This is a genomic window from Ligilactobacillus acidipiscis (genome assembly GCF_900116935.1).
Lineage (GTDB): Bacteria > Bacillota > Bacilli > Lactobacillales > Lactobacillaceae > Ligilactobacillus > Ligilactobacillus acidipiscis.
The window spans coordinates 1,794,773-1,818,290 of the sequence record NZ_LT630287.1 but is presented as its reverse complement, the minus strand read 5'-3'; the positions used below and the strand labels follow the sequence as shown (position 1 = coordinate 1,818,290).

Sequence of the window (23,518 nt, the reverse complement as noted above, 5' to 3'; positions counted from 1 at the left end):
AAAAGTAAACCATGGCAAAATAAAAAAGCCTGCAGACCGCAGTCCACAGGCATGAATTAAAGTAGTTGATTGACACGTTGCTGAATTTGATGGGGGTCATAACCGGCTCGTCTTAGACGGTTAATTCGATCACTACCGTTACCCCAGGTTCCGCGAATTACCTCACGGGCCACTTGGTCGACGGATTTTCGATTCAATAGTTGATTAACTTTTTCTTGGACGATTGGGTAATTATAACCCGCCGCGGTTAAACGCTGTTGCCGATCAGCGCCATTACCCCATTGACCAGCTAGTACTTCATTAGCCAGTTCATCAGAACTCTTTCTGGTGACTGGCCTTTCTTTGTTAATCACGGCAGCGTAATCGATAAACGCATAATCTAAATCGCAGCTACCATTAACACCAGGCACGGAACCGGTAGAAGAATGCTGCCAGATGCCGTAGCTGCCATTATAGTTGCAACGTGATCCGTACTCAGCTACCCAGATAGCATAACGTTGGGCGACTACTGGAGAGATGTAGGTCTGCAGTGGTGATTGGGAGATGTATAACCCTGCGTAGCAACCATGCTGTTCAAGAACCGAGCAGAAACTTTTTACTAAACTATCGCAAAAACTCCGTCCTTGTCGGAATTGCCACTGTTCTTCCAGGTCAAAGTAGATTGGAAAGTCAAAGTGACGATTGCCCAAGACGGTTAAGCAAGCGCAGGCTTCGTTAGCAGCATCAGCGGGTGAAATCGCATAGGAGTACCAATAAGCGCCCACTTGCAAACCAGCCGACTTCGCTTGAGCATAGTGTTCTGCAAAATAGCGATCTTCTTGGCTAGCTGAGCGTCCATATCCAGCGCGAACTAGGACGAACTTAACACCACTAGCTTTGACAGCTTGGAAGTCAACATGCCCCTGCCACTCTGAAATATCAATTCCTTGGATCATGATTTATCACCATCCTTATCGTGTAATTGCTGCAAAACACTCTTTAGTTTATCGGGCACTGGCAAACCGAGGCGGCTGGCATTCTCAAGTAGGGAAATACCTTCATTGGAAATGTAAAAGAAGATGGTAGCCGTTCTGATTGCCGAACCGTTCTTCAATAAATGAATGTCTAAGACATTAGCAATTCCCACTAAAACTAAAATGAGAATTTTCCTGGTGAGTCCTCGGAAGCCAATTTCGCTCGATAGCTGATGTTCATTGATGGCACAGAGGATTCCGGTTAAGTAATCCACCACCATAAAGATCAGCAGGGCATACAAGAAATCATCCAGCCCGCCCAAGTACCAGCCAAGAAAAGCACCAATGGCACCACAGCAGGAGTTGATAGTAAGCAAACTTGTTTTCATCTTGGTAAATAAACTCCTCTCGAGTATTCAGCTTTGATTTCCATATATTCATGACCGTATTTGACATAATCGATAAAGCCAATGTTGTAACCTCGGTTCTCAAACCAGATGTTAGTGTTTTCGTCAATATCGTTACGGTAGCGAATGATGAAAGAGAGCTGCTTTTCCAGCTTTACGGAAACGGCGGTGTAATATTCCTGGCCATGCAGAGCAGAAACCTTGGCCCAAACTTCTGCAAAAATACTATTTTCCCGAATATCTTCACCAGTATTAGGGTTGATTTTCCCAGTATCCATCATTTTCATTAACTGAATTCGTTTGTTCAGTTCGCCAATATCAGCGATTTTGCTGACCCGTTTATTTTGCTGCTGCAATTAAAATTCCTCCTTCCGGTAAGGCGCTAAAATAGCACGGAGAAATTTAATCATGGCATCAAAATCGGCCGTTTCTCGGTATTCGTAAAGGTAGGCAATCGTGTAGAGCACCGCTGTGTGAATATCGTCAGGGAGGGGATCAAATACCGACAATGGCTGCCGGAGCACATTCTCGACAGTAGCAGTTGCGGAACCAATCAGTTTGGTGATAAGGTCATCTTCTGTTGTGACGTCAACCCTCAGGTAGGTTTTTGCTTCAGCCAAAGTAATAACAGCCACATTCCATCATTCCTTTCTACTTGGCAGCCATTGCGAGTGTCTTAATAGCTTCTGGCAAAATGACTTTACCATCGACACGTTGTGAGCCTAGGAAACCAACCTGACCAGTTACGGCGTAAAGTTCATTAAGACGTTTGAAGGTTCGTCCTTGGCGATCTGCAATCCAGTAGTAATTGAAGTCACCAAAAAGCACCGGCTTGTTACCGGCAGCTAGTGTTGGCATAAACGGGCTGGTATAAACTGGGCAGTTGAGAATTCGATCAGGTTGTCCCGCCTGGACAGATGGCTGCCAGATGTATTGATCGTTCTTATCTTTCATTTTGCGAATTGCCTTAACGGTGTTATCGTTCATTAGAAAGACGGCATTTTGTCGATATGGCGCTTTTAAGGAATAGAAGAGGTCGATTAAATCATCAAAGGTCAGGGAATCTGCTTTAGCGGCAGTAGATCCGGCTGAAGCCCCGTTTGTATCAGTAAGAATGCCGGATGGCTGGCCCGTGCCCGTACCGGTTAAAAAGGATTGCTCTTCGGCATTGCCCAACCGGCGGCCAAATTCATCGGAAAGGTAAGTCATTAAGTCAAAGGCGGAATCGTTCAGTAGCTCTTCCGATACCTTGATCAGGGTGCCAAGTTTATGTGCACCGAGCGATACTTGGCTAAATTGGGTGTTGGATTCCGTGTAGGCAGCCTCTTCGTCAAGCCAAGCCGCGGTTCCTTCGCTGGCAACAACGGGAATTTTATGTTCGCCACTGTTAGTTTGGATAACGTGGCTAATGGTCCGTAGAACGTTGGCTTCCTGCAGCTTTTGAATTAATTGATTTTCGAATTCATCAGGAACCAGGAAGCCGCCATCAGGATCGGCACCTTCTTTTAAGGCATTGACCACACCACGTCCACGCATCATTTGCCAAAAGTCTTTTGCATACCCTGTTTGTTTATTGGATAGAGTTCCATCAGCCGGGGTATTAGTAATGGCCTGGGAAGTCGGCTGATTTAGAGCAGCTTCAATTTCCTCTTGCTTATGGCGACGGTCAATTTCCTTGCCGAGATTGACGACATCTTGTTCCATTTTTTCGTAGGTAGCATTATCTTCAGCGGATAATACGTCGGCTTCCTTTTGTTTGGTATCAAGAAAGTCCTTGGCTTGCTTCCAGATCCGGGCACGCTTTTCTTGCAGTTCAGTAATCTTATTCATAGGTATGTTCCTCCTCAAATTAGTGCGATAACAAAGAAAGCCGCTTTTGCAGCGACTTTACAGAGATAGTTGATTTAGTTGTTGGCTTGAGTTTATTAAGTAAAACAAGGTCTGATTGCTTGTCAGAGTATGAGTAACAATCTGTTATGTTCTTATCTTGACCAAGCATTTTGTCCGCAAAGCCCAATTCAATCGCTTTGTTGACGTTCATCCAAGTTTCATCATCCATCATGGCTGAAATCTTTTCTCGGGGCAGGTTAGTTTTCAGCTCATAAGCATTGTTAATTGATTCTTTGGTTTCGGCTAACATTTGAGCGGCTTGATCCAAGTCTTTCTTTTGACCACCGACAATGGTTAAAGGATTATGGATCATTAACATTGCTGCCGGTGCCATTGAAACATTGGTTCCCGCCATAGCAATTACTGATGCTGCAGAAGCGGCAATCCCATCGATCTTGACATTAACATCGTCGGGATAATTCATCAGCATCATGTAAATACGACTGGCAGCTACGCAGTCACCTCCAGGAGAGTTAAGCCAGAGATCAATTGGTCCTTGGCTTTCGTTGAGTTCATCCTGGAACACTTGTGGTGAAATATCATCTTCAACCCAGCTATCTGGGGCAATGACTCCCGAAATTGCTAGTTGACGCTGGCCGCCATCATGGTTCCAGTTCCAGAATCTTTTCAAATCTGATCATCCTCACTTTCTTGTTTTGGCTTTGGGTTATAGAAATTGCCGGCTTGACTTAGCGGCAGCATGTTGCCGTTAACCAAGTACTGATCACCGCCTTCACTTGCCGGAATTCGGTTGAGATCTTCAAGTTCCCGAATGTCGTTAGCGGACAACCAGCCGTTTTGCCGACCGATGGCTTAGCCATTCATGCGGCTTTCATAATCACCACGAAGCAAGCCGTCAACGTTGAACTTGATAAAGTATTTCTGCTGATCATCAGTGGAAAGCAGCTGCTGATTCATGGCCTGTTCCCAACGAACACACCAGGGGTTTAAGGTATACTTCACAAATTCCAGTGACTGTTGTTCGATGTTGGAGAAGGTTGATCGATCCAGATCACCGACCATATGAGGGGGTATCCGGAAGATCCGGGCAATTTCGTCAAGCTGAAACTTCCGGGTATCGAGAAACTGAGCCTGGTCTGGCGGAATGGAGAGCTGGTGAAAAGTCATCCCTTCTTCAAGGACCGCAATGCTATGATTGTTAGATCCAGAAAATTGAGATTGCCAGCTTTTGCGCAGGCGTTCCGGGTCCTTCACCACATTAGGATGTTCGAGAACGCCGCCAGGGGTTGCATCGTTCTTAAAGAAGGTTGAACCATATTGCTCAGCAGCCATCGATAAGCCTATCGCGTTCTTAGCCATGGCAATGGGGCTATAACCGATTAGGCCATCAAAACCTAACCCAGCAATGTGGAAAACTTCATCAGACAGGAGGATCACTTGCTTGAATTTATTCTTCGCCTGGTAATCGTCATAATTTCTGGTGTAGGTATAATAGAGTTCACCGTTGGTGGCGCGGTTAACGTCTATTCGATCCGGCATTAAAGGATAAAGACCAGTAATCTGCCCTTGACCATTCCGGATAATCTGGGCATAGGCGTTACCCCAAAGTAAAAGATGGTTCATCAAGGTTTCCCGGAAGATGAAACTGGTCATCTCTGGGTTAGGCGCATCATGCAGCAAAAAATAAAGCGGGTGCTTGATCGCCCGTTGCTTGCCGCCATCATTAGTGTATTGGTAAATATGAAGTGGTAATTCTGCTAACCCTTCAGCTAATACCCTGACGCAGGCATAAACAGCCGTATTCTGCATTGCTGTGCGTTCAGTTACTGTTTGTCCTGCCATCGAACTGCCGAAAAGAAATGACATAGTGCTAGACAAGGTATTCTTAGGTGAAGCTTTGTTGGTGTGGAATAGTTTATTGAAAAAGCCCATAGCATCAACTCCTTTCAGGGCATAATAAAAGCACCGACTTGTTTAAAGCCGATGCTAATTTTGAATATTTAATTCTTTTTCAATTTCTTGGGCAGTAAATGTTTGATCATGCTTGAAATCATCAAAGCCCCTTTGAATTTCTCGGTTAAATTCACTTTTTGATAGCTTTGATAGATCTAATGATCGTTTACCTTTTTCGTTTGTAGATGTCATTTCTTTTACCTGCCTTGACAACAACAACCGTAAAGACTTCATCTTGAATATCAGCAATGATGCGGTAACTACCAATTCGGTAACGCCACAGAGTACCGAGTTCACCTTCCAGGGCTTTGCCCCAAACTCTAGGATTATCAGAACCTTCGATATGTTTGTCAAGCCAATTAATGATTCGTCGCTGAACAGGTTTATCGAGATTTTTCTTAAAATCTTTTAGTGCTTTTTGATTAAATGACCAAGTGTATTTCATCATTAAAGACCTAATTGCTTCTTAACGTCATTGCGAGATACGGTTTGACCATGGGATTCGCGGATATTTTTGACTGCATCTTGGTAGTCAAGGCTATCCTCAAGCTTTTCTAAAACGGCACTTCGCATGAATTCAGTAGAAGTTTGACCATCAAGATCCGCTTGTTTGTGAATCAGTTTTAAGACATCTTCATCAAAACGGATAGTAGTGGACTTAGTAGTAGTTGCCATGTTTAGACCTCCTCGGATTTATTAATGATATTATAGCACATTAGAATGCAAATGCGTTCTATTTTGATGATTAAAGCATCAATAGTCCACGTCCGTCATAAACCGAGTCACCACTGTCTTCATTTCGGATTGCCCGATCCAAACCCATGATAGTTGCTACTACGCCATCAATTTTTTCAGTGGATTTGGCCTTGTCGGGCTTAATGTTGCCTGCGGGGTCAGTCCGAATATAGATATTATCCATCATCCAGCGCATTATCGGGTGGCCACCGTGGGTGATCTTCTTTTCGAGGGTTAACCGCATCAGCTCCTTGGTTGGCGGCGTCATATCTTTAAAGCCCTGGCCAAATGGCACGACCGTAAAGCCCATTCCTTCCAGGTTTTGCACCATTTCAACAGCTCCCCATCGGTCAAACGCGATTTCTCGGATATGATATTTCTTACCAAGATCGTCAATAAAATGTTCGATAAAACCATAGTGAACGACATTACCTTCGGTAGTTTGCAGATATCCTTGCTGTTTCCAGATGTCGTATGGAACATGGTCGCGGCGAACCCGTAAGTCGACATTGTCTTCAGGAATCCAAAAGTAGGGGAGCAAAGTGTAGCCTTCCGATTCATCACGAGGTGGAAAGACAAGGACAAAGGCCGTGATATCAGTGGTGGAAGATAGGTCCAATCCGCCATAGCAATCGCGCCCGCGCAACTCATTGGGGTCAACTGGAAAAACGCAAGCATCCCACTTATCCATCGGCATCCAACGAACGTCCTGTTTAACCCATTGATTTAGTCGGAGCTGCCGGAAGGTGTTTTCTTCAGCCGGATTTTCTTTGGCTGAATTGTAGGCGTCCTTTACTTTTTCCATTTTGACGGTAATTCCTAGTGAGGGATTGGCATTTTTCCAAACCTCGGGGCTGGACCAATCCTCGTCACGCCCGGCTCCGTAAATAACCGGATAGAAACGAGAATCATGTTTGCGGCCTTTCATAATATCGATCGCTTTTTGATGAACTTGATAGCAGATGGAATGTTCATCGTTGCCGGCGGTAGTGATTAAAAAGTAAAGCGGCTGGGTGCGGGCATCCCCAGAACCTTTCGTCATCACATCGTAAAGCTTTCGATTCGGTTGAGTGTGCAATTCGTCAAAGATAACCCCAGAAACGTTAAATCCGTGTTTGGAATAAGCATCAGCAGATAGAACCTGGTAGAAACTATTAGTTGGCTCATAAATTAATCGTTTCTGGGAAGCTAAGATTTTGCAACGCTTCTTTAAGGCCGGATTCATTCGTACCATGTCAGCAGCCACATCAAATACAATTGCTGCCTGTTGGCGATCAGCGGCACAACCATAAACCTCAGCTCGTTCTTCGCCATCGGCACAACAAAGCAGCAGGGCGATTGCCGCAGCCAATTCTGACTTGCCCTGTTTCTTGGGGATTTCCACATAAGCAGTGTTGAACTGCCGGTATCCGTCTGGCTTAAGAATTCCGAAGATGTCACGGATGATTTTTTCTTGCCAATCAATCAGATCAAAAGGTTTTCCTGCCCAGGTACCTTTGGTATGGCAAAGACATTCGATAAACGAAACTGCAAAGTCGGCTGCATCTTTGTTGTAGGTGGAGTCTTTAGCCATAAAACGAGTTGGCTGGTAATTCTTTAGCTTGCGCAAAGCGAGATCACATCCTTTCGGTAGTACTAAAAAAGCACTGAGCTTTAACCCAATGCTAAATTGATTAATTGAACTTGCCTGTCAAAATCAGATTGATGTATCCAGCGCGATCAGTATTCAAATAGTTGATCAATTCATGGCAATTATAGTAATAGGCCAGGCGTTTCACGTTTTCGACATCAAACATATTCGTTTCGCCCGTATTGCGAATTAAAAGGACCTGTTGACGGATCCGATCTCGTTTAGCTAATTCATCTTTAATCCGATTCATAATTAAGCCTCCTGATTCTTAAATGCAGCAGAGCCAGTTAAGTTGCGGAGCAGCACCTTCCGTTGTGCCTTAAACTTTGGGCCAATGAAGCCAAGTCGTAGCAGGAAGCAACGGAAGGCATATTTTTCATTGTTTTCCTCCCGTGGTTCTGACAGTAATTCAAAATTTTATTTCTTTATTTCCTTGTTATTCTAACAGTGACAAGCTTTAAGCCGCTTTTTGAGTATCCCCCCTTAAAGCACCACTGTTACTATTTTCGTTTAGTCAAAATTGTGAACCTGAGTTGCCAGTCTGTGCCTTGCATGCTTGTCAACCAGGTCTTGCCGGAAGTAGTTGAATGTCAAGAGGAAGAGCGTAGCGGCTCTTGACATGCAACTACTGGAGGCGAAATAATTCCTGCAAGCATCCAGGTCAGACTTCGCGACACAAAAAAACACTTGCCTCTCCAGACAAGTCAGTTAAAATGAGATTACCACAAATCACCAACTGAAAAGAGGAGATACAAGTGCTAATTCCATTTATAACTTATCTGTTTAAAATTATCAAGTTTTTATGCGAACATATTGACCAACAATCTCAAAAAATTCATGAACTTGAAGAAGAAATCAACGCCTTTAAAAAATATTCTAAAAAGCCTCAGTTTGATAAACCGGCTGACCTTGATTTCCAGAAATTAACAATCGACAAACTGCCGAAAGTGGTTAAAGCAGAAACCGTTAATTACCGTCAATTACTACAAGAAAAATTCCAACTCACTGGTAAACCGATCAAACCAATCGTGCGTCATGGTCAAAACCAAGGCCCGGCAGCAGACTCCGTCTGCCCACATTGTGGTGCGCCACAGATTTATCTCTATCAAAACAATGGAGCACAAGGACAATTAGTTTGTAAAATTTGTGGTGAACGTTTTATTGCACATAAGAAACACTCAAAAGATATCGAGCTATTATGTCCCCACTGTGAACGGCGAATTTATAAGATCAAAACACGCAAGGACTTTGATATTTATCGTTGTCCACACACCGATTGCCCTTATTACCAAAAAAGATTAAGCAAGCTTTCTAAGAAGGAACGCAAACTTTTTAAAAGTGAACCAAATCGTTTTAAAATGCGTTACATCTACCGTCAGTTCCATCTTAAGCTGGCAGATCTAGAACAAGACAGTGACATTCCCACACGAGTTAACTTAAATAACATTCATAGTTCACCCCAAGTCTTAGGACTGATTTTGACCTACCATGTTAATTATGGGATGTCAGCTGAAAAAACTGCCGCACTCATGTATGACGTCCACCAGGTTAAAATCTCTGGTCAAACTATTCGGAACTACGCACGCTCAGTCGCAGCTTATGTGAGACCCTTTACTGATCACTATCCATACCAGCTGTCCGATCAGTTCTGTGGTGATGAGACTTACATCCGAGTTTCAGGAAAGTGGCACTACATATACTTCTTCTTTGGTGCCACTAATAAAATTATTTTGTCACATCGTGTCAGTCCACATCGTGATACTAAAACCGCGATTCAAGCTATCTTTGATGTCATTCGACGTCTGGATCCACTTCCAGCAGATTTAAACTTGATCGTGGATGGTAATCCCATTTACAAGTTAGCCCAGGCCTTTTTTAAAGAAAATGGTTTCCCTTTTAAAATCTCGCAAGTCATTGGCTTAACCAATGAAGATGAGGTTTCGCGCCAATATCGACCTTTAAAACAGATTATCGAGCGCTTAAATCGCACTTTTAAAGGTAACTATAAAATGTTGGGTGGTTTTAATTCAGACGCTGGCTCGATCGCTCATGTGGCACTTTTTACCACTTATTTCAACTTTCTGCGGCCACATTCAAAGCTTAAAGACAAACATGTTCCGGTTCAAATTCCTGAGCTAAAAACATGTGCCGATATGCCACAGAAGTGGCTCAAACTACTTGAACTAACTGAAAAATTCCTAACTCAACCACAACCTGCTTAGCGAAAAAATTAGCTAAGTGTAGGTTTATTTGACTTGTCCAGAATAATGTTTTAACGATAGTGATTTAAACTTTAACATTCAGACACCTTATTCTTATTGCCTAGACCACCTACCTACTCACTATTTTCATAGATTATTTTGAATTACCGTTCTGACAGTAATTCAAAATTTTATTTCTTTATTTCCTTGTTATTCTAACAGTGACAAGCTTTAAGCCGCTTTTTGAGTATCCCCCCTTAAAGCACCACTGTTACTATTTTCGTTTAGTCAAAATTGTGAACCTGAGTTGCCAGTCTGTGCCTTGCATGCTTGTCAACCAGGTCTTGCCGGAAGTAGTTGAATGTCAAGAGGAAGAGCGTAGCGGCTCTTGACATGCAACTACTGGAGGCGAAATAATTCCTGCAAGCATCCAGGTCAGACTTCGCGACACAAAAAAACACTTGCCTCTCCAGACAAGTCAGTTAAAATGAGATTACCACAAATCACCAACTGAAAAGAGGAGATACAAGTGCTAATTCCATTTATAACTTATCTGTTTAAAATTATCAAGTTTTTATGCGAACATATTGACCAACAATCTCAAAAAATTCATGAACTTGAAGAAGAAATCAACGCCTTTAAAAAATATTCTAAAAAGCCTCAGTTTGATAAACCGGCTGACCTTGATTTCCAGAAATTAACAATCGACAAACTGCCGAAAGTGGTTAAAGCAGAAACCGTTAATTACCGTCAATTACTACAAGAAAAATTCCAACTCACTGGTAAACCGATCAAACCAATCGTGCGTCATGGTCAAAACCAAGGCCCGGCAGCAGACTCCGTCTGCCCACATTGTGGTGCGCCACAGATTTATCTCTATCAAAACAATGGAGCACAAGGACAATTAGTTTGTAAAATTTGTGGTGAACGTTTTATTGCACATAAGAAACACTCAAAAGATATCGAGCTATTATGTCCCCACTGTGAACGGCGAATTTATAAGATCAAAACACGCAAGGACTTTGATATTTATCGTTGTCCACACACCGATTGCCCTTATTACCAAAAAAGATTAAGCAAGCTTTCTAAGAAGGAACGCAAACTTTTTAAAAGTGAACCAAATCGTTTTAAAATGCGTTACATCTACCGTCAGTTCCATCTTAAGCTGGCAGATCTAGAACAAGACAGTGACATTCCCACACGAGTTAACTTAAATAACATTCATAGTTCACCCCAAGTCTTAGGACTGATTTTGACCTACCATGTTAATTATGGGATGTCAGCTGAAAAAACTGCCGCACTCATGTATGACGTCCACCAGGTTAAAATCTCTGGTCAAACTATTCGGAACTACGCACGCTCAGTCGCAGCTTATGTGAGACCCTTTACTGATCACTATCCATACCAGCTGTCCGATCAGTTCTGTGGTGATGAGACTTACATCCGAGTTTCAGGAAAGTGGCACTACATATACTTCTTCTTTGGTGCCACTAATAAAATTATTTTGTCACATCGTGTCAGTCCACATCGTGATACTAAAACCGCGATTCAAGCTATCTTTGATGTCATTCGACGTCTGGATCCACTTCCAGCAGATTTAAACTTGATCGTGGATGGTAATCCCATTTACAAGTTAGCCCAGGCCTTTTTTAAAGAAAATGGTTTCCCTTTTAAAATCTCGCAAGTCATTGGCTTAACCAATGAAGATGAGGTTTCGCGCCAATATCGACCTTTAAAACAGATTATCGAGCGCTTAAATCGCACTTTTAAAGGTAACTATAAAATGTTGGGTGGTTTTAATTCAGACGCTGGCTCGATCGCTCATGTGGCACTTTTTACCACTTATTTCAACTTTCTGCGGCCACATTCAAAGCTTAAAGACAAACATGTTCCGGTTCAAATTCCTGAGCTAAAAACATGTGCCGATATGCCACAGAAGTGGCTCAAACTACTTGAACTAACTGAAAAATTCCTAACTCAACCACAACCTGCTTAGCGAAAAAATTAGCTAAGTGTAGGTTTATTTGACTTGTCCAGAATAATGTTTTAACGATAGTGATTTAAACTTTAACATTCAGACACCTTATTCTTATTGCCTAGACCACCTACCTACTCACTATTTTCATAGATTATTTTGAATTACCAATTGTTTAATGCTATTAATATGATGTAAGGAGTTGATATTTATGACGTTGAGAGTAAAGCAAAGTGAATTTAAGGCTCATATGAATGCTTATTTAGATCAAATTTGCCAGAACGATCAGATAGTTTATGTTTCTCGAACTAATAATCAATCAGTTGCTGTTATGTCACAGGAAAAATTGTACTGGATGGAAAAAGCACTACAGTCTGAAAAAGATTCAATAGATTATGCCATTGCTCGAGACCAGCTTATTCAGCGACACGTTTTATCAGATGATCCCGTTACTGAGGCAAAAAATGAGTACTGGGGCCAATTTAAATAATGCTTCTAATTCATTCCTTTCCTGCTTCTCAAGAGCCGTTCCATGACGTCATCCTGTGGTGTAGATCCTTGATAGGCTGTTGCGTTGTTTTCCTTAACCACTTGAAAGATCTGAAACCATAATTGGCTTGATTGCTTCATGTAGTCGCGGCTCATTGACACGTAGGGTGATGCAATTGCGTTTCCAGTAGTTGGGTGGCGAGCAAGGAAGCCAAATTTAGAGATGCATTCTTCACATTGAATCCACCGACTAACACTAACTGCATATTGTTCGATCAGCTGGGTGTTGACTAGTTTTTCGCCCCCGCGTTCCCCCAGCCACTCCCAGGTTTCATGAAAGATGTCGGCGGCGTCAAACTCTAAACCATTCTTCTGCTTGGCTTTGAGGTACTTCTTCACTGGCGGCATAACATGCCCTTCAAGATTAGTCGGAGTAGGCAAATCAATTACAGTTGCTTCCTGGCCGGCTTCGAGCTTATTGTGAAGTGATTTAGATTTCCGGCCAGCTCCGATCCGAGCCCCGCCACGATTTGTACCATCTTTAGCCAAATCTCTCCCTCCTTCCGGCAGGGGTTAATACCCTGTTTGATTTCTATTTTTTGTACACGAAGGCCCAGCCCCGCTCCCGCGCAAAGAATTTTTAACGATTTGCTGGCCCCCTCCGTTGATTAATAGTGGTATTGACGTGGCTTTTGATGCCAACGATCGTCCATCTGGGCGGTAATCCGGGAGTGACAAGGCTTGCATAATGCCATCAAGTTCTTGAAATCATTGGTTCCACCGTGTTCTAAAGGAAGAACATGATGGACCTCAGTGGCCCGGGTGTACCTGCCTTGGCTCAAGCACATCTCGCAGAAAGGGTGGTGGAGCAGATACTGCTGCCTGATCTTTGGCCAGCCACGATGATAACGTGGTCGGCTTCGCTTTGGTCGTTGGTAACGATTGTAGTGGGAGCTGACTTGCCTGGCGTGAATATCACAGTAAGTGTTGTGGGTCAGTCGCGGGCAGCCAGGATACCGACAGGGCTTCTTAGGTGAGTAAGGCATGGCACTCCTCCTTTCTGCAGGCATAAGAAAAACCCAGCAGGGTAACCTGCCAGGCCTCAGTGTTATAAAGCAAATGCCTTGTCTTAATTTTCTACACTATCATCGTAACATGAATAAGGCTTCTATTTGTTCTCTGTTTTACCTCATTAATGGTGTGCTCCGTAAAGCAGGAGGGTAAGGTGGTCGAGTGCCTTATTCTTTCGGTTGTAGGCAGTGGTTTTAGCGATGAAGTACTTGTCCATCAGCATGGCTAGTCCTTGGTTCATTGACTGGTTGGGGGTTCGGTAACAAACGTCGAGAACAAAACGCTCGTCCTCAGACAGCTCTTGCCAGGCTGGTTCAAACCATTTGAAGTAAAGCCGGGCTTGCTGGTAGCGTTCATTCAGCTTAGCAGTTTGGCTAATGCCATGGATCAGCCGGTGTTCGGTGGGATTGTCCTTGTTGCTGCTGCTCGGGGCGAAGCCATACTGTGGGGAACTGACACCAAGCATCTGTTCTTTGGCCAGTTTCAAATCATCCTGGTAAGAATCAATGATGAACTTCATGCCATCGTAGTCTTTTAAAGCTGCAACGGTAGCTCTTCGTTTATCTAGGTAATTCCACATGATACTCATGCCACAACACTCCCTCTCAAGTTAGCCTTCACCGCGTTGATCAATGCCAGCTGGATTTTATCCTTGTGCTTCAAGGCGGCCAGAATGTTCTCATCAATTGTGTCTTCAGTGATAATGTGGTGGATCACCACGGGCTGGTGCTGACCCTGCCTCCAGAGCCGGGCATTGGTTTGCTGGTAAAGTTCCAGACTCCAAGTCAGTCCATACCAGATTAAGGTGGCACCACCAGCTTGCAGGTTGAGCCCGTGACCCGCGGAAGCAGGATGGATCAGTGCGAGTGGAATCCTGCCAGCGTTCCAGTCTTGAATATCTTTAGGTGTTTTAATCTCGCGAACCGTGAAACGTTGTTTAATCTGTGCAAGATCATGCTTGAACCAGTAAGCAACTAGCACGGGCTTGCCGTTTGCGGCTTCGATTAGATCTTCTAAAGCATCGAGTTTGCGCTGGTGGATTTGAACAACTTGCTGCTGATGATCGTAGATACAACCATTAGCCATCTGACATAGCTTGTTGGAGAGACTGGCCGCGTTCAGTGCATCAATTTGCTGGCCTTGGGTTGAAACCACCAACTGGGCCTTGAGTTCATCATAAATGGCTTGTTCACTACGACTCATCTTGACCGGCACCGTGTTCATGGTTAGCGGCGGCAGGTCTAAGTAATCCTGAGACTTCATGGAGATTGTGATATCATCAATGGCTCGGTAAATACTTTGTTCAGCACCTGGCTTTGGCTTGTAGGTAAAAACCTAGTACATATTTCGTTTATCTGGATCAAAATACGCGGCTCGGTAGTAAGAAATGAAGCGGCCGAGTCTTTTTCCCATGTCCAGCACCCGGAATTCTGCCCACAGATCCATCAATCCATTGGAGGATGGCGTGCCAGTCAAACCAACCACGCGCTTGATTAATGGCCGTACTCGTTTGAGGGCTTTGAAGCGTTGGGAACGATAAGATTTGAAACTTGATAGCTCATCAATTACCAGCATATCGTAATTAAAGGGTACGCCGGAAGACTCGATTAGCCACTTTAAGTTTTCCCGATTAATAATGTAAATGTCGACATTTTGGTGCAGGGCTTTAATACGTTGTGGCTTGGAACCTGTTACGACCGAATAGGTCAGATCCTTTAAGTGATTCCACTTCTCAATTTCTTTTGGCCAGGTTTGTTTAGCCACCCTAAGCGGGGCCACAACTAAGACTCGGTGAACTTTGTCTTCTTGGTGGCCGTCAGGGTAATAACACTTTTACCCAGGCCCATGTCAAGCAGGATGGCAGCGACTGGATGATCCAGAATAAACTGAGTCGCATATTGTTGATATTCATGCGGTTTGTATTGCATCGAGCATTCCTCCAATCTGATCTAATTGGTCGCAGACAAAGAATTGAAAGCCAAGTTGTTTTAACCGATTGAGTCTTTGTACCTGCAGTGGGCGGGGATGTTTACCTGGAGCTTTCATTTCCACAAAACCCATATGACCATCAGGAAGCAGAACTAACCGGTCTGGCACTCCGGCCATGGAAGGAGAGGTGAACTTCAGGCAGAGTCCGCCGCGATGCTGAGTAGCTTTCACAAAAGCGGCTTCGATTCGTTTTTCTAACATTTTTGATAATCCTTTCTAATCGCTGATTCATCAACGCTTTCACACGATTTGTGACGGTCATGTCAGTTGAATTACTACTCTTCTCTATACTTCTTTTTCTATGTTTTATTTCTATATACAAGTAAGAAAATAGACTGTCATGAGTGTCATAGTTGTTAAGGAAGGTTGATGGATCAAGCTTTTTTCTTAATTGAGAATGACGGTCAATGACACTCAGCTGAGAAACTCGTCAGCATCGACCTTCAATCGTAGTCCTTTGACGAACCTTCCATGTTGTTTTCGCAGACGTTGGAAGCCGGCATTCTTGAGGGCGGTGTAGAAGTCAGTGGTGCTTCGGGTATACTCACCGATGGTTTGGCAGTACTCACGGTATTTTTGATAGAGATCACCTGACTTTTGCTCATAGTTCGGGTCCAATTCGCATTTTTCGTTGAGAAAGTGCCCAAGCCAATCATTGTCGGCATGATAAGCATTGACCGCTTTCTCGACTGCAGCCGGAGTAGTTAACCGATAATTTTGCTGAATGATTCGTTGCGCACCCTCAATGATCCACTGCAAAACAGCTGGACCAGCTTGTTCGGTTAGATACTGGGCATAGTTTTTAATGTCGTTCCGTGTGGCAATCTTGGCCTTAAAGGGAATCACAATTAACCGCCGCCAAATTCCTTCATCATTACCACCCACGTGGGGGAGGTAGTTGGTGTAAAGGACGATGGTGTGACTGGGGGTAAAGGAGAAGGGCTTCATGTACTTCTTTTCGGCATAAATTTCATCGGTCGAACAGAGCTGCTTGACGATGGAGGTGTTCAGCCGTTTGCCTTCTTCTAGCTCAGCGGAGATGATCAGTCGCTTGCCTTTTACTTCGGCCATCTCTGGCTTGACGTTACGGTGGACACCAGTCGTTAAGGCATCGGCCGAGAGGTGGCCAGTGTAAGTGCCAAGTACATTAGCAATCGTGTTCCAAAAAGTTGATTTACCATTTCGTCCACTGCCATAAGCAATGATCAGGGCTTCTAAGTAAACTTGACCGATTGCTACCAAACCCACGATTTCTTGAACATAATTAATTAATGCTTGGTCGTTGCAGAAGAAAGTTTTCAATGCTTCTTGCCAGAGGTCCATTCCCTGATTACCGGGAATATAGGAAGCTGATTTAGTAATTAATTTGCTTGCTTGAATATCCTGTTGGCCGTGCATCCCTTTCTTTAAATTGAAAGGACCAATCGGGGTATTCAGTAAAAATGGATCGGCATCGAACTCGTTGATTTCTTTGACAAGCTTTGGCCGTGAATTGGTTAAGATCCCGTTAATCCCCCGAGTGCTGCGCTCTTTCAAAATGAAAGTCTCATAGTTTTTAGCATTCTCGTAGTCTTTGAACGCCACTTGTTGTTCATCATTAAAGGTCCGGCTGGCTTTTGTCTTGCCCATTGTTTGCAGGGCGTTAGCGACCCCATTGTTTTTAATTGCTTGGTAACTTTGAGAGACACGGAGTTGGGCATCAGCTAGTTGTTGATCGGTGAAACGCTGAACCTCACCGAGAGCTAGCGGTTCTGATTCCTGCCAGACCTTGCCATCAAACCACATGAATCCTGACTGGTTGGTGTAGCAGACTCGGTTCTCGCAATTGTCGACAAAGACATAGGATTCGCCAGTGTCAGAATAGTCATCGGGTTGCAGGTCATCGTTAGGCTGGTTATATTCTTCTGGTGGAATATAGCCTTTTTGACTAGCTATTCGCTGCCCGAATTTAATGGCACTGTGCCAGATAGTTTGTAGCTCTTGCTCTTCTAATGGTGGATCGCACTTGGCTGCTTCATCTTGAAATGCTTGACGGGCTTCAGCGGTATCGCCCAACCGCATAATGATCCGTCCAGCAAAATGGGAAAGGGTTGCATTGCGCTTGCCTTCGCAAATGGTGCCGACACCTTGCTTAGCAAAGTAACGCTGGGCCATCATAAATTGGTCCACCGTTTGTGTTCCTTCATGCCAAGAAGCTTTTGTGGTTGAAACACCGAAGACAAAACGTGCTGCATCGAGGGCGTTAGCGTCAAAATAGGGGAAGTATTCCTGGAGTTCATGTTTCAGCTCGGCATAAGTTTTCGCATTTGTAATCTCAGCAATAGGGAAGTAGACGTGAAACTTAGGTCGGGGTACCTTCTGGTTCTTGGCTTTCATGTTGTTGCGTGACAGTGTGATAGCAAAGACAACACCATCAAAGTAATTGGCAATATCGGCGGGCTTGATCCAGGCTGTAGGATCATCTGAGTGATCATTGTCACAATCCATCACCAGACAATCGGCTTTTATGAAGTTCGGAATGTTGCGCTGATTGTTTTTGAATAATCCACAAACATGATCGTAGTGGACAGCTTGTTCTAGTTCTTTAACGTTAGTGACCGTCAACTGATGGGGATAGATCGTGTTGTTAGCCTGACCAGCACTGGTTGCAGTTGATAAGGTAAAGTGCATCTTTAGCGGACCTCCATTTCGATATTAAAGTAGCGAATGTGCTTGTTTTTACGCCTAGCTAGACGGATGAAGTAGCGCATGTCGTGCGTTGATTTGCCAAATGACCAGACTTCAGCACACTTGGTGAGCATGACGATGTTGATAAAGGCCGCGGCTTGAAACTCCTTGGAACGGTGCAGGTTAATAAATTGTGGCAGGTAAAGCTGTGGACAAACGGGAATTCCGCCGTGTTGATATACAAAACGGCAGTAAGAGCGTACTGCTCTGAGACTTGTCGGCTTGCCTTTCACCGCTTCGGTAAAGGGAGCAACTACAAAGATCATTGGTCGGTAGTGTGGGTTCGGTTTGTCTTGGCGCAGCTTGGCAATTGCCTTGGTTGCTTCTGACATAGATTCAGATCCTTTCATAAAAAATCTTGAGTACTTAAAAAGCCCTCACCAATAAGCCAGATGAGGGCAGAAAGTAAACCGTCAAAATTAATCTTTTTTGTAAAAATCACCAACAAATCCAGCTGCATTCAGGATCAAGCCGTCAGCCCAATTAGAAACTTCAGTCATGATATTGATCTTCGTATTTAGTGAACTGTCTTTTGGGGCATCAATGACTGCCTCATCGTGAATGTGCATGACGACCGGATTGCCAGCTGTTTCTAAGCGACGCATTGCTTCAGCCAAGAGATCCCGACTGGTAGCCTGGACAATATTTTCAACTAGTTTTGCTCCATAGGTTTCGATCCGACCCCATTTTTTCACTGTGTTGATCCCCATGAAAGTAATGGACTCAGAACCAAAGCGATTGATGCCGATTTTCGGCTGTGGGTAGCAAAGATAGCGTCCTGACCGTAAACGGAGAAACAAGCAACCAGAGCGGTAGATAAATTTCATTCCGTGAGTGGTTTGGGGCAGGTGAGTTTTGATGCACTCTTTGGCCACCTTGTCGACGTCTTACCAAAACTGAACGATATTGGGACTGGCATTGCGCCACATCTGAACCAATGGCGGGAGCTCATCTTCAGTCAAACCTAGTTTAATGGCCCCCATGGCTTTAAGAGCGCCAACAGATCCACCATAGCCCTGGGCTAATTCTGCAATTTTTCCTTTTTGCCGAAGTTCACCGTTAACCCCATGTTTGACCACCGGGACACCGAACATCCGACTGGCGGATGCACAGTAGATATCCTAATTCATAGCAAAGGCTGCTTGCCGCCACTCTTCACCGGACAGCCAGGCAATCACCCGTGCTTCGACAGCTGAAAAGTCAGCCACGTAGAAGTGATGACCCTTGCTGGGGATGAAAGCAGTCCGAATTAATTGTGATAAGACATCTGGCACTGAATCATAAAGCATTGCGAGTGCTCTTGTGTTGCCCTGTTTAACCAACTCGCGTGCTTCTTCCAAATCGGGCATCGAGTTACGAGGAAGGTTTTGAACTTGCACCAGGCGTCCAGCCCAACGACCGGTTCGATTGGCTCCATAAAATTGCAAAAGTCCATGAACCCGGCCATCCCTGCACATTGCTTTTTGCATGGCTTGATATTTTTTGACACTGGATTTAGAGAGTAGTTGCCGCAACACTAATACCTGATGTACGGTGCCAGTAGTAGCTTTCAAGAGTTGGGCGACCGAAGCCCTCGAGAGGGAATCTGTTTCCACGCCTTGTTGGTGAAGCCAATCTTTCAGCTGTAATGGCGAGTTCGGATTAGCCAAACCAGTTAATTGCTGGGAAGTTCGCAAGTATTGATCATGAAATTCTTTTTGACATTTGATGGCATTATTAACCAATTGCTGATCGATTTGAATCCCTCGGTCGTTGATATCTTGATCCATCCAGTAGTTTTCCCATTCGTTTTGTGGGACTAGGAAGCGGCTGAGCTTCTGGGTGATTTCCATTTCAACTTCCACATCACGCTGGTTATACCGCTTAAATTGCTGCCACTTGTCCGGTGCATGGTAGGAAAAATTGCGTGTGCGATTCAGATTAGCCTTTGTGGGTTTGCAAGGGGTACAGAAATAGCGTACTAGTTTTTTACCGGCGGTGATTTTTTGGCGAGGGAGTCCAAGCACCGTTCCCACATCGCGCAGTGATAAGGGCAGACCGAGGGTGGCAGACCAGACTCGTGAACAATGCCAACCAGCAGGCTTTAAGCGGTGGCCAACAAAACGTGACAGGCAGACGCGTTCAAACTGTGCGTTGAAGGCACTTTTGATAATGGCGGGGTCGTCTAGGGCTTGGATAATTTGCGACGGAATCTTTTCACCTTGGGTTAAATCAACGACTTTAACTGGTCCAAAGTCGACAGCATAGCCGAATAACAAGAGTTCAAAGTCATCACTATCGGCATAACGGTAAACACCGGTCTGGTTTAAATTAGTGCTGGAATAAGTTTCAATATCGATTGAGAGTTGCTTCATTAGAAATCCTTTCTACAAAAAATGGGTAGCCATATACGACTGCCCATCTTTTGATTTAAGCTAAGAAATCATTATCACTGTTGTCATCAATGGCGGTAAAGTCATCGCTAGCACTAGCATGACCGCCAAGCGGCTCCCCGTCCCGAATCTTCTGGATATTGCCAAGTCCACAGGCAATTCCGCGATTACCATTAGTGTTGAAAGCGTAGAAGTTGATTGATACTCGCGTGTAGCATCCGCTGTAAACTTCATTGCGGTCGAGAATGGGTTGGACATGCTTATCCACAATCTGTGGGGCAGTAATGGAGTTAGCGTTAATGAAGTAACTATTTTGGTAAGCGTCATCATCTCGTTCAACATCGCCATCACGTAAGGGAAGCTTGAGAGTAGCCTTGTTTGGTTTCTTACCGCCAAACTTTCCAATGCCTTCTTGAATGGCGGCATCGATGGCTTTTTCAATGGCAGTGATTGTCTTCTGGTCGGACTTGGGGATGATCAAACTGACCGAGTACTTTTCTTTGCCGCCATTGATGGATTTTGGTTCCCAGATGTTAGCGTATGAGAGACGGGTATTGATACCGGTAACGACTTTTGTTTGTTGTGACATGTTATGGTTCCTCCTTAAATTCATCCTTTGGGTTTGATTTGCCAATACTCTGCCGCCGGTCGGAATTCGGCACTAGGGTTGGCTTGCCCGCGGGTTTAACAATTTCTTGACTGAACAGTTCGGTGAATTTCTTTTTACCGAGCCGTTTTTTTAACTTTGTAATAGGAAGCAGCTTTTTCTGATAGATATCATGATAGCCATTAGCTTCAGCGATCTTGGCGACCGCATTTCATCTTTATAACGCCGGGTGGAGCGGCCTTCGACAATTTTGTAGCCGGGCCACCGCTTGCCATGATTGATAGCCAGGTCAGCAGCGTAAGCTTTTACTTCGTACGCCCACCGATTCAAGTCATCGATATGCTCCAGGACTTCAGTCACTTCGCTGTCCGTCAGCAAACTTGGTGAACGGAGTTGAAAACGAGTGAGCTTGTGATGGTAATCATAGCGGGCGCGCAGGACTGCGTTGCAGGCTGAAAATTGACACCAGGGACCGTATCGAACCGTTCCCTGACCGGCGAAGGCGAGTTCGGCTTTTTCTTTCAACTCGGTGTTAGCCCAATGCATCAATTCCTTGGCATTGATGGTCCAAGTGCTGATGTTGCCCATGCGGGGTTGAAAGATCGTTGTTTCGACTTCATCGACATTGTAAAGACTGCCGAACATCTCAAGGGCTCCGATCGCGTAAAGCTTCATTTGCGGGTTGTCCTTAGCTTCAACACGGACACCTTTGCCGTATTTGAAGTCGATGATATGGAGCAGGTGGTCGGAAACAATCACACAGTCACCAGTGCCGAAGCCATCTGGGACATATTTGGAGAAGTCCAGCTTTTGTTCAACACTGATGGTGGCATCTCTGGTATATCGTTTGGCTTTCTGATATTGCTCCAAGACATAACTGGCGTAGTCGTCAGTCAGGCTTTCCATCTCGTCTGATTGATAATCAGAAGCAGGGCGCTTGAATTGGTCACCGAGCAGCCGATGGATTTTGTATTCACCCAAGGCGTGGGCAGCAGTTCCTTCGGCGGCTGCACTTGAAGTGGAGTGGGGGGAGTATTGCTCTAGACGTGGTAATGGTGGAGCACTTAGCCAACGATTAGCACTGGAAGCCGATAGTAAGGCATGGCGTTTAGGTGAACTCATTGACCACTCCCCTCCGCGCTGTAATACAGATCTTCGTAATCTTTTGGATCAACATCCGACAGCTTTTCAGCACCGAACTTGTGAAGAAGGTCTTTGACCTGAGCGGTATAACCTTCTTGGCACTTCTTAGCCAACAATTGACGGATCGTGACCTTATCTTGGATTGGGTCACGTTTTAGGTGGTTATCTGCCGGTTCACACTTCCCATTGTCAGTTAAGCTTTGACGGATTGCTTGAACCAGCTTATGCCCCTCAGCAGCTGCTTCTTCCATTCGTTTACAGTTCTTATCAAACTCCTTTAATCGAAGATCTAAGTCATTCATTGCGCTCATGGGAAGCCTCCTTTACCTCGTTAATCTGCAGTTGTTGAACATCGTTGCCAGGCGCAATCACCATCAAGTGATGTGGTTTGCCAAGCAGCAAACGGAGTAATCGTTCCCGGATCGTGATGTTGCGCATGCTGATAACACCATCTTGTCTGGGGTGCTTAGTAACCTTGATTGATACCTTATTAGCCATCTTCTGGTCTCCTTTCATTAGATGTAGTGAGTTATTCCTCACATCTATTTGCCAGAGACAGCAAAAAAGTGAACCTACTTTGGTCCACTTTTTTCTAATTAATTTTCAGTGCCGTAAAATTGGCGTAGCTTTTTGGCGGCAGCTTTCACATGCCGGCCGGCCATAACCTTGCTGATTCCCATCTTCTTAGCAATTTGATTTTTCTTAGTACCATTACAGTAATACTGAGTAACGGCATATTTCTGTTTGTCCGTTAAAGTAGCTATGGCAGCCGGTAATTGCTCAACTAGCATTTGACGACTTTGACGCTTCTCTTTTTCAATGATTTTGTCGAGTAGGTTGTTCTTGCCATAGACTGAGGTGACTTCAATCGATCCTCGATCGGCCAAGGTATCTATCATATTCATATCCGAATTGGTCGGATCTTGCTTGAAAAACTTATCCTGGTGGCGTTCATTTCGGTGGTCGGAATTGTATTGCTGATGGTCGAGGTCAAAGATGATGTTGCCCTCGGCTTTGGTAATCATCACCGTTTGGCTGCTCATATGCTTTACGCGGACGATAAGTTTGTCATCTTGTTTGCTGACTAATTCGTACTCGCTATTATTAAACTTCATAAAAATTCCTCCTCTTGGATCTCCCAAGCGAAGGAATTGAAGGCATACTAAAAGCCACTAGTAGGGCAATAAGAAACAGACCTAAACGATTAATCGCTTGGGTACTGCAACTTGCCTTACTAGTGACTTGTCACAGAGAGTTATTCAATTGGGTGCATGCTAGTAAAAGTTGTTGATCGGGCAACACATGCTAATTAATCAGCTAAAAATATACGCGAATGTAAAGATAATTATCCGAAAGGAAAGGCTAATCTGGTATAATTATCGTTGTCGAGTACTAATCTCTAACTGATATTTGAA

The 23,518-nt window shown here is 44.4% G+C and carries 23 protein-coding genes and 4 pseudogenes; 3 read left to right on the top strand and 24 right to left on the bottom strand.

Going from position 1 to position 23,518, the window contains the following annotated elements; all coding sequences use genetic code 11:
- Window positions 1-56: 56 nt before the first annotated feature.
- The 11 genes and pseudogenes from BQ5903_RS08445 to BQ5903_RS08395 form a co-directional block, all read right to left on the bottom strand.
- A complete protein-coding gene (locus BQ5903_RS08445) occupies window positions 57-935 on the bottom strand; it encodes a GH25 family lysozyme (RefSeq protein ID WP_079579346.1) in 879 nt (292 codons plus the stop codon).
- A complete protein-coding gene (locus BQ5903_RS08440; RefSeq protein ID WP_079579345.1) occupies window positions 932-1,342 on the bottom strand; it encodes a phage holin family protein in 411 nt (136 codons plus the stop codon). The genes BQ5903_RS08445 and BQ5903_RS08440 overlap by 4 nt, the downstream gene beginning before the upstream one ends.
- On the bottom strand, window positions 1,339-1,716 hold the full coding sequence (locus tag BQ5903_RS08435) for a phage head closure protein (protein ID WP_079579344.1): 378 nt from the start codon (window positions 1,714-1,716) through the stop codon (window positions 1,339-1,341). Before BQ5903_RS08435 ends, BQ5903_RS08440 begins: the two co-directional genes overlap by 4 nt.
- Window positions 1,717-1,995, bottom strand: a complete 279-nt coding sequence (locus tag BQ5903_RS08430) for a head-tail connector protein (RefSeq protein ID WP_079579343.1) — start codon at window positions 1,993-1,995, stop codon at window positions 1,717-1,719.
- A 16-nt stretch (window positions 1,996-2,011) separates the two neighbouring features.
- Window positions 2,012-3,190 carry a phage major capsid protein gene (locus BQ5903_RS08425; protein ID WP_079579342.1) on the bottom strand — a complete coding sequence of 393 codons (1,179 nt, stop codon included), beginning with the start codon at window positions 3,188-3,190 and terminating at the stop codon, window positions 2,012-2,014.
- Window positions 3,191-3,209: 19 nt separating this feature from the next.
- Window positions 3,210-3,881 (bottom strand): head maturation protease, ClpP-related, encoded by a 672-nt coding sequence (locus BQ5903_RS08420; RefSeq protein WP_079579341.1) that lies wholly within the window; start codon window positions 3,879-3,881, stop codon window positions 3,210-3,212.
- Window positions 3,878-5,143, bottom strand: a pseudogene (locus BQ5903_RS08415) (phage portal protein). The gene BQ5903_RS08420 and the pseudogene BQ5903_RS08415 overlap by 4 nt, the downstream one beginning before the upstream one ends.
- Before the next feature lie 187 nt (window positions 5,144-5,330).
- A complete protein-coding gene (locus tag BQ5903_RS08410; protein WP_079579672.1) occupies window positions 5,331-5,609 on the bottom strand; it encodes a type II toxin-antitoxin system RelE family toxin in 279 nt (92 codons plus the stop codon).
- Between the two features lie 2 nt (window positions 5,610-5,611).
- Window positions 5,612-5,839: a type II toxin-antitoxin system RelB family antitoxin gene (gene relB / locus BQ5903_RS08405; protein WP_079579340.1), complete on the bottom strand. Its 228-nt coding sequence runs from the start codon at window positions 5,837-5,839 to the stop codon at window positions 5,612-5,614.
- A 70-nt stretch (window positions 5,840-5,909) separates the two neighbouring features.
- Complete coding sequence (locus tag BQ5903_RS08400; RefSeq protein WP_197684884.1) at window positions 5,910-7,508, bottom strand: terminase large subunit; 1,599 nt, start codon at window positions 7,506-7,508, stop codon at window positions 5,910-5,912.
- Window positions 7,509-7,572: 64 nt separating this feature from the next.
- Window positions 7,573-7,779, bottom strand: coding sequence for a DUF5049 domain-containing protein (locus BQ5903_RS08395; RefSeq protein WP_079579339.1), 207 nt, complete (start codon window positions 7,777-7,779; stop codon window positions 7,573-7,575).
- Between the two features lie 505 nt (window positions 7,780-8,284).
- Here BQ5903_RS08395 and BQ5903_RS12270 point away from each other — a divergent pair.
- The 3 genes from BQ5903_RS12270 (at window position 8,285) to BQ5903_RS08380 (ending at window position 12,195) form a co-directional block, all read left to right on the top strand.
- Window positions 8,285-9,751: a DDE-type integrase/transposase/recombinase gene (locus tag BQ5903_RS12270; RefSeq protein ID WP_079579338.1), complete on the top strand. Its 1,467-nt coding sequence runs from the start codon at window positions 8,285-8,287 to the stop codon at window positions 9,749-9,751.
- 508 nt (window positions 9,752-10,259) lie between these two features.
- Complete coding sequence (locus tag BQ5903_RS12265; protein WP_079579338.1) at window positions 10,260-11,726, top strand: DDE-type integrase/transposase/recombinase; 1,467 nt, start codon at window positions 10,260-10,262, stop codon at window positions 11,724-11,726.
- A gap of 190 nt (window positions 11,727-11,916) precedes the next feature.
- Window positions 11,917-12,195, top strand: a complete 279-nt coding sequence (locus tag BQ5903_RS08380) for a hypothetical protein (RefSeq protein WP_063507627.1) — start codon at window positions 11,917-11,919, stop codon at window positions 12,193-12,195.
- Between the two features lie 5 nt (window positions 12,196-12,200).
- On the opposite strand, the gene BQ5903_RS08375 is transcribed toward BQ5903_RS08380, so the two are convergent.
- From BQ5903_RS08375 to BQ5903_RS08315, 13 genes and pseudogenes are all read right to left on the bottom strand, one after another.
- Window positions 12,201-12,743: a P27 family phage terminase small subunit gene (locus tag BQ5903_RS08375; RefSeq protein WP_079579337.1), complete on the bottom strand. Its 543-nt coding sequence runs from the start codon at window positions 12,741-12,743 to the stop codon at window positions 12,201-12,203.
- A gap of 119 nt (window positions 12,744-12,862) precedes the next feature.
- Window positions 12,863-13,042 (bottom strand): HNH endonuclease signature motif containing protein, encoded by a 180-nt coding sequence (locus tag BQ5903_RS12630; RefSeq protein WP_269148735.1) that lies wholly within the window; start codon window positions 13,040-13,042, stop codon window positions 12,863-12,865.
- Window positions 13,043-13,386: 344 nt separating this feature from the next.
- Complete coding sequence (locus tag BQ5903_RS08365) at window positions 13,387-13,854, bottom strand: restriction endonuclease (RefSeq protein WP_079579335.1); 468 nt, start codon at window positions 13,852-13,854, stop codon at window positions 13,387-13,389.
- Window positions 13,851-15,193: pseudogene (locus BQ5903_RS08360) on the bottom strand (SNF2-related protein). Before BQ5903_RS08360 ends, BQ5903_RS08365 begins: the two are co-directional and overlap by 4 nt.
- Entirely contained in the window at window positions 15,174-15,455 is a 282-nt protein-coding gene (locus BQ5903_RS08355) for a VRR-NUC domain-containing protein (RefSeq protein WP_079579334.1), read from the bottom strand. Before BQ5903_RS08355 ends, BQ5903_RS08360 begins: the two are co-directional and overlap by 20 nt.
- A gap of 213 nt (window positions 15,456-15,668) precedes the next feature.
- The gene (locus BQ5903_RS08350; RefSeq protein WP_079579333.1) at window positions 15,669-17,924 is read right to left on the bottom strand and encodes a phage/plasmid primase, P4 family; all 2,256 of its coding nucleotides are present in this window, start codon (window positions 17,922-17,924) and stop codon (window positions 15,669-15,671) included.
- 2 nt (window positions 17,925-17,926) lie between these two features.
- A complete protein-coding gene (locus tag BQ5903_RS08345) occupies window positions 17,927-18,313 on the bottom strand; it encodes a DUF7768 domain-containing protein (RefSeq protein WP_231920834.1) in 387 nt (128 codons plus the stop codon).
- An 87-nt stretch (window positions 18,314-18,400) separates the two neighbouring features.
- Window positions 18,401-20,335, bottom strand: a pseudogene (locus BQ5903_RS08340) (DNA polymerase).
- 55 nt (window positions 20,336-20,390) lie between these two features.
- Window positions 20,391-20,942: a DUF2815 family protein gene (locus BQ5903_RS08335; RefSeq protein ID WP_172823842.1), complete on the bottom strand. Its 552-nt coding sequence runs from the start codon at window positions 20,940-20,942 to the stop codon at window positions 20,391-20,393.
- 1 nt (window position 20,943) lies between these two features.
- Window positions 20,944-22,082 (bottom strand): annotated as a pseudogene (locus BQ5903_RS08330) (DUF2800 domain-containing protein).
- Window positions 22,079-22,414 (bottom strand): hypothetical protein, encoded by a 336-nt coding sequence (locus BQ5903_RS08325; protein WP_079579331.1) that lies wholly within the window; start codon window positions 22,412-22,414, stop codon window positions 22,079-22,081. The pseudogene BQ5903_RS08330 and the gene BQ5903_RS08325 overlap by 4 nt, the downstream one beginning before the upstream one ends.
- Complete coding sequence (locus tag BQ5903_RS08320) at window positions 22,398-22,601, bottom strand: hypothetical protein (protein ID WP_079579330.1); 204 nt, start codon at window positions 22,599-22,601, stop codon at window positions 22,398-22,400. The genes BQ5903_RS08325 and BQ5903_RS08320 overlap by 17 nt, the downstream gene beginning before the upstream one ends.
- A gap of 98 nt (window positions 22,602-22,699) precedes the next feature.
- Complete coding sequence (locus tag BQ5903_RS08315) at window positions 22,700-23,218, bottom strand: sigma-70 RNA polymerase sigma factor region 4 domain-containing protein (RefSeq protein ID WP_079579329.1); 519 nt, start codon at window positions 23,216-23,218, stop codon at window positions 22,700-22,702.
- Between the last annotated feature and the right edge of the window lie 300 nt (window positions 23,219-23,518).